At 71.3% G+C, this 12,922-nt stretch carries 16 protein-coding genes; 6 read left to right on the top strand and 10 right to left on the bottom strand.

Annotated elements, in window-relative coordinates; translation table 11 throughout:
• The 6 genes from CD790_RS04280 to CD790_RS04255 all read right to left on the bottom strand — a co-directional run bounded on the left by CD790_RS04280 (position 1) and on the right by CD790_RS04255 (position 3,850).
• A complete protein-coding gene (locus CD790_RS04280) occupies positions 1 to 1,701 on the bottom strand; it encodes a methylmalonyl-CoA mutase (RefSeq protein ID WP_144381587.1) in 1,701 nt (566 codons plus the stop codon).
• An 83-nt stretch (positions 1,702 to 1,784) separates the two neighbouring features.
• Positions 1,785 to 2,111: a DUF3817 domain-containing protein gene (locus CD790_RS04275; protein WP_186318857.1), complete on the bottom strand. Its 327-nt coding sequence runs from the start codon at positions 2,109 to 2,111 to the stop codon at positions 1,785 to 1,787.
• Between the two features lie 53 nt (positions 2,112 to 2,164).
• Complete coding sequence (locus tag CD790_RS04270; RefSeq protein ID WP_144381586.1) at positions 2,165 to 2,674, bottom strand: MarR family winged helix-turn-helix transcriptional regulator; 510 nt, start codon at positions 2,672 to 2,674, stop codon at positions 2,165 to 2,167.
• Positions 2,675 to 2,793: 119 nt separating this feature from the next.
• The gene (locus CD790_RS04265; protein WP_144381585.1) at positions 2,794 to 3,054 is read right to left on the bottom strand and encodes a hypothetical protein; all 261 of its coding nucleotides are present in this window, start codon (positions 3,052 to 3,054) and stop codon (positions 2,794 to 2,796) included.
• Between the two features lie 161 nt (positions 3,055 to 3,215).
• Positions 3,216 to 3,509, bottom strand: coding sequence for an MTH1187 family thiamine-binding protein (locus tag CD790_RS04260; RefSeq protein WP_014176340.1), 294 nt, complete (start codon positions 3,507 to 3,509; stop codon positions 3,216 to 3,218).
• Complete coding sequence (locus CD790_RS04255; RefSeq protein WP_144381584.1) at positions 3,506 to 3,850, bottom strand: DUF3817 domain-containing protein; 345 nt, start codon at positions 3,848 to 3,850, stop codon at positions 3,506 to 3,508. The genes CD790_RS04260 and CD790_RS04255 overlap by 4 nt, the downstream gene beginning before the upstream one ends.
• Before the next feature lie 119 nt (positions 3,851 to 3,969).
• Between CD790_RS04255 and CD790_RS04250 the strand changes: the two genes are divergently transcribed.
• The 4 genes from CD790_RS04250 (at position 3,970) to CD790_RS04235 (ending at position 6,512) form a co-directional block, all read left to right on the top strand.
• Positions 3,970 to 4,608, top strand: a complete 639-nt coding sequence (locus tag CD790_RS04250; RefSeq protein WP_144381583.1) for an AIM24 family protein — start codon at positions 3,970 to 3,972, stop codon at positions 4,606 to 4,608.
• Positions 4,608 to 5,258, top strand: coding sequence for an AIM24 family protein (locus CD790_RS04245; RefSeq protein WP_144381582.1), 651 nt, complete (start codon positions 4,608 to 4,610; stop codon positions 5,256 to 5,258). Before CD790_RS04250 ends, CD790_RS04245 begins: the two co-directional genes overlap by 1 nt.
• Positions 5,255 to 5,950 carry an AIM24 family protein gene (locus tag CD790_RS04240; protein ID WP_144381581.1) on the top strand — a complete coding sequence of 232 codons (696 nt, stop codon included), beginning with the start codon at positions 5,255 to 5,257 and terminating at the stop codon, positions 5,948 to 5,950. Before CD790_RS04245 ends, CD790_RS04240 begins: the two co-directional genes overlap by 4 nt.
• A gap of 94 nt (positions 5,951 to 6,044) precedes the next feature.
• Positions 6,045 to 6,512: a MarR family winged helix-turn-helix transcriptional regulator gene (locus CD790_RS04235; protein ID WP_144381580.1), complete on the top strand. Its 468-nt coding sequence runs from the start codon at positions 6,045 to 6,047 to the stop codon at positions 6,510 to 6,512.
• 454 nt (positions 6,513 to 6,966) lie between these two features.
• Here CD790_RS04235 and CD790_RS04230 read toward each other — a convergent pair whose 3' ends face one another.
• Entirely contained in the window at positions 6,967 to 8,442 is a 1,476-nt protein-coding gene (locus CD790_RS04230) for a HAMP domain-containing sensor histidine kinase (RefSeq protein WP_144381579.1), read from the bottom strand.
• Positions 8,435 to 9,097 (bottom strand): response regulator transcription factor, encoded by a 663-nt coding sequence (locus CD790_RS04225; RefSeq protein WP_144381578.1) that lies wholly within the window; start codon positions 9,095 to 9,097, stop codon positions 8,435 to 8,437. Before CD790_RS04225 ends, CD790_RS04230 begins: the two co-directional genes overlap by 8 nt.
• 129 nt (positions 9,098 to 9,226) lie before the next feature.
• On the opposite strand from CD790_RS04225, the gene CD790_RS04220 reads away from it, so the two are divergent.
• Entirely contained in the window at positions 9,227 to 9,643 is a 417-nt protein-coding gene (locus tag CD790_RS04220; protein ID WP_144381577.1) for a PepSY domain-containing protein, read from the top strand.
• A 94-nt stretch (positions 9,644 to 9,737) separates the two neighbouring features.
• Here CD790_RS04220 and meaB read toward each other — a convergent pair whose 3' ends face one another.
• Both meaB and CD790_RS04210 read right to left on the bottom strand, forming a co-directional pair.
• On the bottom strand, positions 9,738 to 10,694 hold the full coding sequence (meaB, locus tag CD790_RS04215; protein WP_144381576.1) for a methylmalonyl Co-A mutase-associated GTPase MeaB: 957 nt from the start codon (positions 10,692 to 10,694) through the stop codon (positions 9,738 to 9,740).
• A 287-nt stretch (positions 10,695 to 10,981) separates the two neighbouring features.
• The gene (locus CD790_RS04210; protein ID WP_144381575.1) at positions 10,982 to 12,193 is read right to left on the bottom strand and encodes an acetyl-CoA C-acetyltransferase; all 1,212 of its coding nucleotides are present in this window, start codon (positions 12,191 to 12,193) and stop codon (positions 10,982 to 10,984) included.
• Positions 12,194 to 12,333: 140 nt separating this feature from the next.
• Between CD790_RS04210 and mce the strand changes: the two genes are divergently transcribed.
• Positions 12,334 to 12,774, top strand: a complete 441-nt coding sequence (gene mce, locus CD790_RS04205) for a methylmalonyl-CoA epimerase (RefSeq protein WP_144381574.1) — start codon at positions 12,334 to 12,336, stop codon at positions 12,772 to 12,774.
• Positions 12,775 to 12,922: the final 148 nt, after the last annotated feature.

Below are 12,922 nucleotides of genomic sequence, written 5' to 3'. Positions count from 1 at the left end.
TCAGAAGCCGGCCGGCTCCGTGTAGCCGCCCCACTCCTCGCGCAGGGCGCCGCAGATCTCGCCGAGCGTGGCCTCGGCGCGGACCGCGTCCAGCATCGGCGCGATCATGTTCGAGCCGTCCCGGGCCGCGGCCACCATGTCCTTCAGCGCGGCCTCCACCCGGGCGTCGTCGCGGGCCGCCTTGCGGGCCGCCAGCACCCGCACCTGCTCCCGCTCCACCTCGTGGCTGACCCGGAGGATCTCCAGGTCGCCGGTGACCGAGCCGTGGTGGCAGTTGACGCCGACGACCTTCTTCTCGCCCTTCTCCAGCGCCTGCTGGTAGCGGAAGGCGGACTCGGCGGTCTCGCCGGTGAACCAGCCGTCCTCGATGCCCTGGAGGATGCCGGAGGTCATCGGGCCGATGGGGTGCTGCCCGTCCGGCACCGCGCGCCGGCCGCGCTCCTTGATCTGGTCGAAGATCTTCTCGGCGTCGGCCTCGATCCGGTCGGTCAGCGCCTCCACGTACCAGGAGCCGCCCAGCGGGTCGGCGACGTTGATGACGCCGGTCTCCTCCATCAGCACCTGCTGGGTGCGCAGCGCGATCTCGGCGGCCTGCTCGCTGGGGAGGGCGAGGGTCTCGTCCAGGGCGTTGGTGTGCAGCGAGTTGGTGCCGCCCAGGACGGCGGCCAGCGCCTCGACGGCGGTGCGGACCACGTTGTTGTACGGCTGCTGCGCGGTGAGCGACACGCCGGCCGTCTGGGTGTGGAAGCGCAGCCACTGGGCCTTCTCGCTCTTCGCGCCGTACACGTCCCGCATCCAGCGGGCCCAGATCCGACGGGCCGCGCGGAACTTGGCGATCTCCTCGAAGAAGTCGACGTGCGCGTCGAAGAAGAAGGACAGGCCGGGGGCGAAGACGTCCACGTCCAGGCCGCGGGAGAGGCCCAGCTCCACATAGCCGAAGCCGTCGGCGAGGGTGTAGGCCAGCTCCTGCGCGGCCGTGGCGCCCGCCTCGCGGATGTGGTAGCCGGAGACCGAGAGCGGCTTGTACGCCGGGATGCCCGCGGCGCAGTGCTCCATCAGGTCGCCGATCAGGCGCAGGTGCGGCTCGGGCGGGAAGAGCCACTCCTTCTGCGCGATGTACTCCTTGAAGATGTCGGTCTGGAGGGTGCCGTTGAGCACGGAGGGGTCCACACCCTGCCGCTCGGCGGCGACCAGGTACATGCAGAACACCGGCACCGCCGGCCCGGAGATCGTCATCGAGGTGGTGACGTCGCCCAGCGGGATGTCCTTGAACAGGACCTCCATGTCGGCGGCCGAGTCGATGGCGACGCCGCAGTGGCCGACCTCGCCCAGCGAGCGGGGGTCGTCGGAGTCCCGGCCCATGAGGGACGGCATGTCGAAGGCCACCGAGAGGCCGCCGCCGCCCGCGGCCAGGATCATCTTGTAGCGCTCGTTGGTCTGCTCGGCGTTGCCGAAGCCGGCGAACTGGCGGATGGTCCAGGTCCGGCCCCGGTAGCCGGTCGGATACAGGCCACGGGTGTACGGGAACTCACCGGGCCAGCCGATCCGCTCGAAGCCCTCGACGGAGTCACCCGGCGGGGGGCCGTAGACGGGCTCGACGGGATCTCCGGAGAGCGTAGTGAAGTCGGCGTCGCGCTTGCGCGCGGAGTCATACCGAGCCTGCCAGCGCCGGCGGCCCTCTTCGATCGCGTGAGCGTCCATACCTTCGAATTTACTAGGACGTCCTAGTAAATGTCGATGGCTGACCGCCGTACGTGTGTACGGCGGTGTGGCGCGAGCCGCGGTCAGGCCTTGGCGACCAGGGGGGAATCGGTCTCGATCAGCGGCTTGACCTCGCGGGTCACCCGCGGCTCGACGAAGAAGGCGGCGACCGGGATACAGCCGACGAGCAGCACCCAGAGCAGCTTGCCCATCGGCCACTTCGCCTTGGAGCCCAGATCGAAGGCGAAGATCACGTAGATGATGAAGAGCACGCCGTGGATCTGCGAGATCACCATGGTGTCGCCGGTCTCGAAGCCGTACTTCAAGATGATCGCGCCGGTGAACACCAGCAGCCACACGGCGGTGACGTACGCCATCACGCGGTAGCGAGTCAGCACATTCTGCTTCATGCCGATGAGCGTAACGACCCGAATTGCGCGATCTTCGAGCGGGTCGCCCCCGCTCATCGCTCGGTGAAGTCCTCGGCCGCGATCCGCAGTGGCCGCAGCATCGAGAAGATCTCCACGCACTCCTCGTCGTCGTACACCCCGAGCCCGAAGTTCATCTCCATCAGGTCACGGGTGGCCGCCTCGACGACCTCACGCCCCTTCTCGGTGATCGAGGCGAGCGTGCCGCGGCCGTCGTTGGGGTTGGGCCGCTTATCCACCAGGCCCGACTTCACCAGCCGGTCGACGGTGTTGGTGACCGAGGTCGGGTGCACCATCAACCGCTCGCCGATCTTGGACATCGGAAGCTCCCCGGCCTTGGAGAAGGTGAGCAGCACCAGCGCCTCATACCGGGGGAAGGTCAGCCCGTACGGCTTGACCACCGCGTCCACCTGCGCCAGCAGGATCTGCTGCGCCCGCATGATCGAGGTGATGGCGGCCATGGACGGCACGGCACCCCAGCGCTGCTTCCAGAGCTCGTCGGCGCGGGCGATGGGATCGAAGGGCAGACTCAGCGGTTTGGCCACGGATACGACCCTACCGGCCGGTCATATGCCGGGCGGCTGAGTCTCGCTAAATGGACGGGACTCGGCCCGCCCGGGAAGGACCGTGGCGAGATGCCGCCCCTCCCGCGCGGGCGGTGACCTCAGTCCGCGTCGCAGAAGAGATCCTCAACCGTGGAGACGGTGAGCGCGCGGTCCAGCCAGCGCCCCAGACGCTCCAGGTCGGGGCAGTCGGCGATGGTCCTGCGCTGTTCGGGGGTGGTGAGGATCCCCCGATGGTCCAGCACCCGCTGGATCGCCTGCGCGCGCTCCTCCTTCCGCCCCTTGGCCCATCCCTCGGCCTTGCCCTCCAGGAAGGTCTGCTCGATGAGTGTGCCCCTGCCAGGGAAGTACGTACGCGGCATCAGCTTCCTCCAGGTGTCTCCCGCCTGGATATCGCCAGGCCACGAGGGAACGACCGTAGGACCGGAAAAGCACCGAACGGGTGGCCGCCGGGGGCGGCCACCCGTTCGAGTGAGGGTGGTTGGACGCGCGGCGCGTCCGTCGGCTACGTGGCCTGCGGCGGCTACGCGGACAGGTGTCGTTCGACCGTTTCGACCTTGGAGGTCAGACCGTCGGTGACGCCCGGCCGGATGTCGGCCTTCAGGACGACCGAGACACGCGGGGCGCGGGCCTCCACGGCGGCGACGGCGCGCTTGACGACGTCCATGACCTCGTCCCACTCGCCCTCGATGGAGGTGAACATCGCGTCGGTGCGGTTCGGCAGCCCGGACTCGCGGACGACGCGCACCGCGTCGGCGACGTACTCCCCCACGTCCTCGCCGACGCCCAGCGGGGTGACCGAGAACGCGACGATCATGCGTTGACGATCCCTTCCTTGCGGGCGCGGGCGGCGATCACGCTGGCCTCGGCCTCGCGCTTCAGCATGCGCTCGGCGAAGAAGCCGCCGGCGGGCAGGACGGCGAGCGCGAAGTAGATCGCGGCGGTCTTCAGCGACCACTTGGTGCGGTTCCAGGCGTCCAGCCAGAAGAGCACGTAGAGGACGAACAGCACGGCGTGCACCCAGCCCATCGGCCTCACCGCGTTGAACTCGGTGGTGCGCTTGAGCACCGAGCAGACGAGCAGCAGCAGGAAGGACACGGCCTCGGGCGCGGAGACCAGTCGGAGCCGACGCAGCGCGGTGGCGGTGTTGAAGTCCATGGAGCAGGCACCTTCGGTGGCGGGGGGCGAGGGACGGGAGCTTGTGCTTGGGTTCACAAGCTCGGTCCATTGTCGCAGCCACCCCGACGATCACCGCCCGGGGGTCTACCGTCGGATCCGTGGCTCAGTTTCGGCTCCAGGGGAGCAAGGTGCTCGCCGTCGACATGACCGGGGACTCCGTGCGGGCGAAGAACGGATCCATGGTCGCGTACGAGGGCGAGATGACCTTCAAGAAGAAGACCGGCGGAGGTGAGGGGCTGCGCGGCATGGTCACGCGGCGGCTCACCGGCGAGCAGATGGACGTCATGGAGGTGAGGGGGCATGGCACCTGCTACTTCGCTGACCGCGCGAGCGAGATCAACCTGGTGACGCTGCGCGGGGAGAAGCTCCATGTGGAGGCGAGCAACCTGCTGTGCGCGGACGCGGCGCTGCGCAGCGGCACCACCTTCACCGGGCTGCGCGGTTCCTCCCAGGGCAACGGCCTGTTCACCACCACCGTCGAGGGGACGGGCCAGGCGGCGATCGTCTCCGACGGCACGGCGGTGGTGCTGCGGGTCACCCCGCAGACCCCGCTCCAGGTCGACCCGGGCGCGTACATCGCGCACACCGGGAACCTCAAGCAGCACTTCCAGTCCGGGGTCAACTTCCGCACCGTCATCGGCGAGGGCTCCGGCGAGTCGTTCCAGATCCGCTTCGAAGGGGACGGCCTGGTGTACGTGCAGCCGAGCGAGCGGAACACGATCGGGGGCGAGACCTGATGGCCTTCACCGCGCTCAACTCGCGGATGGTCCAGGCGCGGCTGGCGCCGGGGCAGAAGCTGTTCAGCCAGCGCGGCGCGATGCTGGCCTACCAGGGGGACGTGCGGTTCACCCCCAGCGTCACCGGCGGCCAGGGCGGGGTGCTGGGCATGATCGGGCGGCGGGTCGCGGGCGAGGCGACCCCGCTGATGGTCGTCGAGGGCAGCGGCACGGTGATGTTCGGCCACGGCGGCCACCATGTGCACGTCGTCGACCTGTGGGGCGAGACCCTCTACGTGGAGGCCGACCGACTGCTGGCCTTCGACGGCACGCTGCGCCAGGGCACGGTGTTCCTGGGCGCGCAGGGTGGGGTGATGGGCATGGTGCGCGGTCAGGTCACCGGCCAGGGCCTGTTCACCACCACCCTGGAGGGCAACGGTTCGGTGGCGGTCATGGCGCACGGCGGGGTGATCGAACTGGGGATCACCCCGGGCCACCCGGTCCACGTCGACCCGCAGGCGTACGTCGCGCACCGCGGCGAGGTGCGCAACCGGCTCTCGACCGCGATCGGCTGGCGGGAGATGGTGGGTCGCGGCTCGGGCGAGGGCTTCCAACTGGAGCTGTCCGGCACCGGCACGGTGTACGTCCAGGCATCGGAGGAGAAGCTGTGAGCGGTCCGGCCGTCAGCGGTCCCGTCATCCACGACGCGCACTCGCTCCCGACCAACGACAACGTCAACCCGTACGCCTTCAGCGTGGCGCTGGACGGGCAGTGGTTCCTCCAGAAGGGGAAGATGATCGCCTACTACGGGCAGATCGACTTCCACGGGGTGGGGCTCGGCCGGCTGGACCGGCTGATCGCCGGCAGCTTCCACTCACCGCTGCACGCCGCGGACTGGGTGGTGGCCGAGGGGCGGGGCAAGATGGTGCTCGCGGACCGGGCGTTCGACGTCAACTCCTACGACCTCGACGCCGGCAACCTGACCATCCGCTCCGGCAACCTGCTGGCCTTCCAGACCTCGCTGGCGCTCAAGCAGTCCATCGTGCCGGGCTTCCTCACCCTCATCGGCACCGGCACCTTCGTGGCGGCCTCCAACGGCCCGGTGGTCTTCGTCGAGCCGCCGATCCGGGTGGATCCCCAGGCGCTGGTCGGCTGGGCGGACTGCCCCTCCCCCTGCCACCACTACGACCATCAGTACCTGCGGGGCTTCCTCGGCGGCGTCCGCGCGCACACCGGATGGGGTGGAGCCTCGGGCGAGGAGCACCAGTTCGAGTTCACCGGCGCGGGTACGGTGCTGCTCCAGTCCAGCGAAACGGTGATGCCGGAGCAGCCGACGGGAGCGAGCGGGGGTACCGGTTCGTAAGCGATAGCGTGCGGAGTGTAACGTCGAACGAGTGACCTCTAGTCCGACACATCCATTGGTTCGAAATTCAACTTCTCTAGGTAGAATACATCCTATGGAGACCGAGAACGGCACACGCTGGCTCAGCGACGACGAACAGCGCGCGTGGCGTGCCCATCTGGACGTCAGCAGGCTGTTGATGCACCAGCTCGAACGTGACCTCCAGCCATTCGGTCTGACCAACAACGACTACGAGATCCTGGTCAACCTCTCCGAGTCCGAGGACCACCGGATGCGGATGAGCGACCTCGCCGCGGCCACCCTCCAGTCCAAGAGCCGGCTCTCCCACCAGATCACCCGCATGGAGAACGCCGGTCTGGTGCGCCGCGAGAACTGCGAGTCCGACCGGCGAGGGCTCTACGCCGTGCTGACCGACCACGGCTGGGAGACCATGCGCACGGTCGCGCCGCACCATGTCGCCTCCGTACGCAGGCACTTCATCGACCTGCTGGACCCCGCCGACCTCCAGGCCCTGCGGGCGTCGCTGACGCCGGTGGCGGACCACCTGCGCAACCAGCGGTAGCCGCCTCGCGCCGTGGGCGGCCACGACCGGAACGACCGGTGAGGGGTGCCCCTCGCGCCCCGACGTGAGGGGTGCCCCCTCGGGCTCGTGGTCGCTACGACGGGGCGTTCGGCACCGCCGGGCCCCGACGTCGTGGCCGGTCGCCGTCGCGGCGGGACGCGGGGGCGTGCCCGCCCCGCGACCCTGCGCACCGCTCGGTGGCGCGGCATGAGAGCCAGGGTGCCCCTCGCGCGCCGACGTGAGGGGTGCCCCCTCGGGCTCGTGGTCGCTACGGGGCGTTCGGCACCGCCGGGCCCCGACGTCGTGGCCGGTCGCCGTCGCGGCGGGATACGGGGGCGTGCCCGCCCCGCGACCCTGCGCACCGCTCGGTGGCGCGGCATGAGAGCCCTCGGCTCCCGCGGCCGGCTCCGCCGTCGCCGTCCTCCCCGCGACCGAGGGCGGTGACCGGGCTGGGTCAGGAGGGCTCCTCGGGGAGGCGGAGTTCGAAGAGGGCGCCACCGGTGGGGGACTCGCGCAGCGTGAGGTCTCCGCCGTGGCGGCGGGCGACGTCGCGGGCGATGGCCAGGCCGAGGCCGGCGCCGCCGTCATCGCGGGCGCGCGCGTCGTCCAGCCGGACGAAACGCTCGAAGACGCGCTCGCGGTCGCCGGGCGGCACGCCGTCGCCGTCGTCGGCGACCGACAGCACCACCGCGGGCCGCTCGCCGGCCACCCGCCGCAGCTCCACCCGCACCTCGCCCCGCGCATGCCGCTGGGCGTTGTCCAGCAGGTTGCCCAGCACGCGCGCGAGCTGGCTGTGCGAGCCGGCGACCTCCACCCCGGGCAGCTCGCCGGTGCGTACCGGAACGCGGTCGCCGACACGCTGGGCGAGCTCCTCGCGCACCAGCTGGGCCAGTGCCACCCGGGCGGCCGGCGGCGGGCGCTCGCCGGCGTCCAGCCGGGCCAGCAACAGCAGGTCGGCCGCCAGCCGCTGGAGCCGCACCACGTCCTCCACGGCCCCGTCCACGTCCAGCAGCTCGGGGTGCGCGGCCCCCACCTCCAGCTGGGTGCGCAGGCTCGCGATGGGCGAGCGCAGCTCGTGGGAGGCGTCGGCGACGAACCGCCGCTGCCGCTCCACGGCCGTCTCCAGCGCGGCCAGCGTCTCGTTGGTGGTGCGCGCCAGCGCCGCGACCTCGTCCCGCGCCTCCGGCTCCGGAACCCGACGCGTCAGGTCCGTGCTCGCCGTGATCGCGGCCATCTCGCGCCGGATCCCCTCGACCGGCCGCAGCGCCCGCCGGGTCACCAGCCAGGTCACGGCCGCCACCACCGCCAGCAGCAGCGGCAGCCCGATGAGCATCGCGTCGCGCACCGAGCCGACCGCGTTCCGCTCGGTGGCCAGCGGCGCCCCGGCGTAGACGGTGACCGCCACCCCGTCCGGCGTGGCCGCGCGCACCGCGGCGAAGCGGTAGTCACCCGACTCGCCGTCCACGTCGGCGGAGCCGGTGGTGAAGCGCACGTTCTTGGAGATCTCCCCCGGGCCCGTGGGCGCCTCGTCGTCGTCGGCATCGTCGTCATCGCGGTCGCGGTCATCCCGGTCATCGCGGCCGGTGTTCCCGTCGGCCGGCGACGGCGGCGCGCTCGTGGGCCGTACGGAGGCGCTGCCGGTCCCGTCGATCGTCTGCAGGTCTTCGCTGACCGCCCGTACCCGCCCCGACTCGTCCACCACCTGCACCGGCGGCTCCTCGTCCAGCGAGAGCCGGTCGAAGGCGGTGCCGGTGGCGATCCGCGCGGCGACCTGTCGCGCGTCGACGTGGGCCTGAAGCTGCGTCTGGTCGCGCAGGTTGGCCCGGAGCACCCCGAGCACCGCCAGGCCGGCGGCGACCAGGGCGACGGCGACCACCAGCGTCGCCCCGAGCGCGGCCCGCGCCCGGACGGAGCCGAACCACCTAGCCACCGCTCACCAGCCGGTAGCCGGCGCCGCGCACGGTCTCGATCAGCCCGGCCCCCAACTTTCGGCGCAGGGCGCTGATGTAGACCTCGACGATGTTGGGGTCCCCCTCGTAGGCGAAGTCCCAGACGTGCTCCAGGATCTCGGCCTTGGAGACGACCTCTCCGGGGCGCACCGCCAGCTGCTCCAGGACCGCGAACTCCTTGGCGGTCAGCGGCACGGCCGTCCCGTCCCGCTCCACCCGCCGGGCGCCGCGGTCGACCGCCAGCCGCCCCAGCCGCAGCACGGGCGAGGCGCCGGGCCCGCGGCGGCGCAGCAGCGCGCGCACCCGGGCCAGCAGCACGACGTACGAGAACGGCTTGGTGAGATAGTCGTCGGCCCCGGTGTCCAGCCCCTCGGCCTCGTCGTACTCGCCGTCCTTGGCGGTCAGCATCAGGATCGGCACCTCGTGGCCGGCGGCGCGCAGCGCCGAGCAGACCCGGTAGCCGTTCATGCCGGGCAGCATGATGTCGAGGACGACCAGGTCGTACGTTCCCGTGCCCGCGCGGTGCAGTCCTTCCAGCCCGTCGTGCGCCACGTCCACGGCGAAGCCCTCGGCCGTCAGCCCCCTGGCCAGGGACAGCGCGAGCCGCTTCTCATCCTCCACGATCAGCAAACGCATGCGCCCACGATGCCAAACCCGACCTGAAGAGCCCTTCAGGCTTCTTCAGCCTGGCTTCAGCATCCGCCCGGCACGGTGGTGACACCTCGTTCGGACCACCGGGGTTCGAACGGCTCGGGAGGAGCAACCATGAAGCGCAACATCGTCATCGCCGGCATCGTCGCGGCCGTCCTCGTCGGCGGCGGCACGGCCACGGCCTTCGCCGTCGCGGGGGACGACCCGCACGTCTCCGCGCCGTCCGTCACAGCCGACCGCGACGACGACCGGCGGGACGACCGCGACGACCGGCGGGAGGACCGCGCGGAGGCCACCGCCGAGCTCGCCGCCCTCAAGGACGCGCGGATCGACGCGGCCGAGGCCGCCCGCGCCGCCGCCTCCCACGGCACGGTCACCTCGGTCGACCTCGACGACGAGGGCGCGCGGCACGCCTGGGAGGTCGAGGTCCAGGGCAAGGACCGCAAGGAGCACGAGCTGCGCGTGGACCTGAAGACGGGCAAGGTCACCCAGATCACGGACACCGAGCGCGGCGACGACTCGGACGACTGACCCGTCCGCCCGCCACCGCCGGTACACCCCCTCGGCGGCGGAAGGGGCGCCCCCGGGCCCCGCGGGCCCGGGGCGACCGGCCCACCGGGCCGGCTCAGCCCTGCGTCAGCCCGTCCACCAGCTCGTCGGCCGCCGCGTACGGATCCAGCTCGCCGCCGACGATCCGCTCCGCCAGCGCGTCCAGCCGCCGGTCGCCGTGCAGGTCGCCGATGCGCTGTCGCAGGGCCGTCACGGCGATGGTCTCGACCTCGCCGGAGGCGCGCCGCAGCCGCCGCTCGGCGAGCACACCGCGCTCCTCCATCCAGGCGCGGTGCTTCTCCAGGGCCTCGACGACCTCGTCGATCCCCTCGGCGCGCGCGGCGACGGTCTTGACGATCGGCGGCCGCCAGTCGCCGGGGCCGCGGGACTCGCCGAGGCCGAGCATGTGGTTGAGTTCCCGGGCGGTCGCGTCGGCGCCGTCCCGGTCGGCCTTGTTGACCACGTAGACGTCGCCGATCTCCAGGATGCCGGCCTTGGCGGCCTGGATCCCGTCCCCCATGCCGGGGGCCAACAGCACCACGCTGGTGTCGGCCTGGGCGGCGATCTCCACCTCGGACTGGCCGACGCCCACGGTCTCCACCAGCACCACGTCGCAGCCGGCCGCGTCCAGCACCCGGATGGCCTGGGGGGCGGCCCAGGCGAGGCCGCCGAGGTGGCCCCGGGTGGCCATGGACCGGATGTAGACGCCGGGGTCGGAGGCGTGATCGCTCATCCGCACCCGGTCGCCGAGCAGCGCCCCGCCGGAGAACGGCGAGGAGGGGTCGACGGCCAGCACCCCGACCCGCTTGCCGGCCCGCCGGTAGGCGGTGACCAGGGCGGACGTGGTGGTGGACTTGCCGACGCCGGGCGAGCCGGTCAGCCCGACCACGTAGGCGCCGCCGGTGAGCGGCGCCAACGCGGCCATGACCTCGCGCAGCTGCGGAGACGCCCCCTCCACCAGGGAGATCAGCCGGGCCACGGCTCGCGGCCGCCCCTGGCGTGCCTGCTCCACCAGCTCGGGGACGTCAACCATCAGCGCTCCGTTCCACACACTCGTACGACTGACTACGACCGTTTCAGGACCGACCCTGCTACGTCAGTGCCGCTTCTGGCTACATCTGTGCCCGTTCCGGTCCGCTCTGCTCCGTCAGCGCCCGCCGCGCCGCGCCACCGGAGGCCCCTCGGCGCCGCGCCACCGGAGGCCCCTCGGCGCCGCGCCACCAGAGGCCCCTCGGCGCCGCGCCATCAGAGGCCCCTCGACGCCGGACCGAACCACTCGGCGCCGCGCCGTGTCGCCCGGCACGGCGCCGAGCGCCCGTGTCACTTCTGCGGCACCCGGATGATCAGCGCGTCGCCCTGACCGCCGCCGCCGCAGAGTCCGGCCGCGCCGACCCCGCCGCCGCGCCGCTTCAGCTCCAGCGCCAGGTGGAGCACGATCCGCGCGCCGGACATGCCGATCGGGTGACCCAGGGCGATGGCACCGCCGTTGACGTTCACCTTTTCGGAGGAGACTCCGAGGTCCTTCATTGACTGGACGGTGACCGCCGCGAACGCCTCGTTGATCTCGATGAGGTCGAGGTCCTCGACGCTCAGGCCCTCCTTGCCCAGCGCGTGCAGGATCGCGTTGGAGGGCTGGGACTGGAGCGAGTTGTCCGGGCCGGCCACATTGCCGTGGGCGCCGATCTCGGCGATCCAGTCCAGGCCCAGCTCCTCGGCCTTGGCCTTGCTCATGACCACCACCGCGGCGGCGCCGTCGGAGATCTGCGAGGAGGAGCCGGCGGTGATCGTGCCGTTCTTGTCGAAGGCGGGGCGCAGCTTGGCCAGGGTCTCGACGGTGGTGTCGCCGCGGATGCCCTCGTCCTTCGAGAAGATCACCGGTTCGCCCTTGCGCTGCGGGATCTCCACCGGGGTGATCTCGGCCTCGAACAGGCCGTTCTTCTGCGCCGCGGCGGCCCGCTGCTGGGAGAGCGCGGAGACCTCGTCCTGCTCCTCCCGCTTGATGCCCAGCCGGCTGTTGTGGCGCTCGGTGGACGCGCCCATCGCGATGCCGTCGAAGGGGTCGGTGAGCCCGTCGTACGCCATGGCGTCGATCATCTCGATCGCGCCGTACTTGTAGCCCTCACGCGACTTGGGCAGCAGGTGCGGCGCGTTGGTCATCGACTCCTGGCCGCCGGCCACGATCACGTCGAACTCGCCGGCGCGGATGAGCTGGTCGGCCAGCGCGATGGCGTCCAGACCGGAGAGGCAGACCTTGTTGATGGTCAGCGCGGGCACGTTCATCGGGATGCCCGCCTTGACCGCCGCCTGCCGGGCCGGGATCTGGCCGGCGCCGGCCTGCAGCACCTGCCCCATGATCACATACTGCACCTGGTCGCCGCCGATGCCGGCCCGGTCGAGGGCCGCCTTGATGGCGATGGAGCCGAGGTCCGTCCCGGAGAAGGAGCGCAGGCTGCCGAGCAGGCGGCCCATGGGCGTCCGGGCGCCCGCGACGATCACGGAGGTAGAACCATGGGAACCAGAACCAGAGGTCATGGTGCTGCCCCTTCCACGAGAAGAAGGAAGTTAACGAGGGTTACCGTCAATGTACTGAGCGGTACCCGTCGGGTCACCGGGCCGTAGGTGTGATCGCGCGCACGTTGCGTAATCGGAGTCGCGAGCGGTGGACTGGGACCATGCTGACGCGAATCGACCACATCGGGATCGCCTGCTTCGACCTCGACAAGACCGTCGAGTTCTACCGTGCCACGTACGGCTTCGAGGTGTTCCACAGCGAGGTCAACGAGGAGCAGGGCGTGCGCGAGGCCATGCTGAAGATCAACGAGACGTCCGACGGCGGCGCCTCCTACCTGCAGCTGCTCGAACCGACCCGCGAGGACTCCGCGGTCGGCAAGTGGCTGGCCAAGAACGGCGAGGGCGTGCACCACATCGCCTTCGGCACCGCGGACGTGGACGGGGACGCGGAGGCCATCCGCGAGAAGGGCGTCCGGGTCCTCTACGACCAGCCGCGGCGCGGCTCCATGGACTCCCGCATCACCTTCCTCCACCCCAAGGACTGCCACGGTGTGCTGACGGAACTGGTGACGGCCGCGCCACCCACCGGGGCGGAGCACTGACCTACCCCTTCCCCTGCCGGTAGAGTGCAGGCTCGGCCGGGGTACGGGAACGGGAGACGGGATCAGCTACGGGGCCCGGCCCAAGCTTTGCCGATGATCTGACACCATTTCTTCGGAAGGGCCAGCTCCGTTACGACCTCACGTACGA

The organism is Streptomyces sp. SAJ15, from assembly GCF_007595705.1.
Lineage (GTDB): Bacteria > Actinomycetota > Actinomycetes > Streptomycetales > Streptomycetaceae > Streptomyces.
The sequence above is the reverse complement of the archived record's forward strand: the minus strand, read 5'-3'. Positions and strand labels throughout refer to the sequence as shown.

Bases quoted from the DNA above. Each gene is read 5' to 3' on its own strand.
- CD790_RS04245 (WP_144381582.1), top strand. From the start codon at position 4,608: ATGGCCTTCACCGCGCTCAACTCGCGGATGGTCCAGGCGCGGCTGGCG.
- CD790_RS04260 (WP_014176340.1), bottom strand. From the start codon at position 3,509: ATGATCGTCGCGTTCTCGGTCACCCCGCTGGGCGTCGGCGAGGACGTG.
- CD790_RS04220 (WP_144381577.1), top strand. From the start codon at position 9,227: ATGAAGCGCAACATCGTCATCGCCGGCATCGTCGCGGCCGTCCTCGTC.
- mce (WP_144381574.1), top strand. From the start codon at position 12,334: ATGCTGACGCGAATCGACCACATCGGGATCGCCTGCTTCGACCTCGAC.
- CD790_RS04275 (WP_186318857.1), bottom strand. From the start codon at position 2,111: ATGAAGCAGAATGTGCTGACTCGCTACCGCGTGATGGCGTACGTCACC.
- CD790_RS04255 (WP_144381584.1), bottom strand. From the start codon at position 3,850: ATGGACTTCAACACCGCCACCGCGCTGCGTCGGCTCCGACTGGTCTCC.
- CD790_RS04235 (WP_144381580.1), top strand. From the start codon at position 6,045: ATGGAGACCGAGAACGGCACACGCTGGCTCAGCGACGACGAACAGCGC.
- CD790_RS04210 (WP_144381575.1), bottom strand. From the start codon at position 12,193: ATGACCTCTGGTTCTGGTTCCCATGGTTCTACCTCCGTGATCGTCGCG.
- CD790_RS04265 (WP_144381585.1), bottom strand. From the start codon at position 3,054: ATGCCGCGTACGTACTTCCCTGGCAGGGGCACACTCATCGAGCAGACC.
- CD790_RS04225 (WP_144381578.1), bottom strand. From the start codon at position 9,097: ATGCGTTTGCTGATCGTGGAGGATGAGAAGCGGCTCGCGCTGTCCCTG.
- meaB (WP_144381576.1), bottom strand. From the start codon at position 10,694: ATGGTTGACGTCCCCGAGCTGGTGGAGCAGGCACGCCAGGGGCGGCCG.
- CD790_RS04280 (WP_144381587.1), bottom strand. From the start codon at position 1,701: ATGGACGCTCACGCGATCGAAGAGGGCCGCCGGCGCTGGCAGGCTCGG.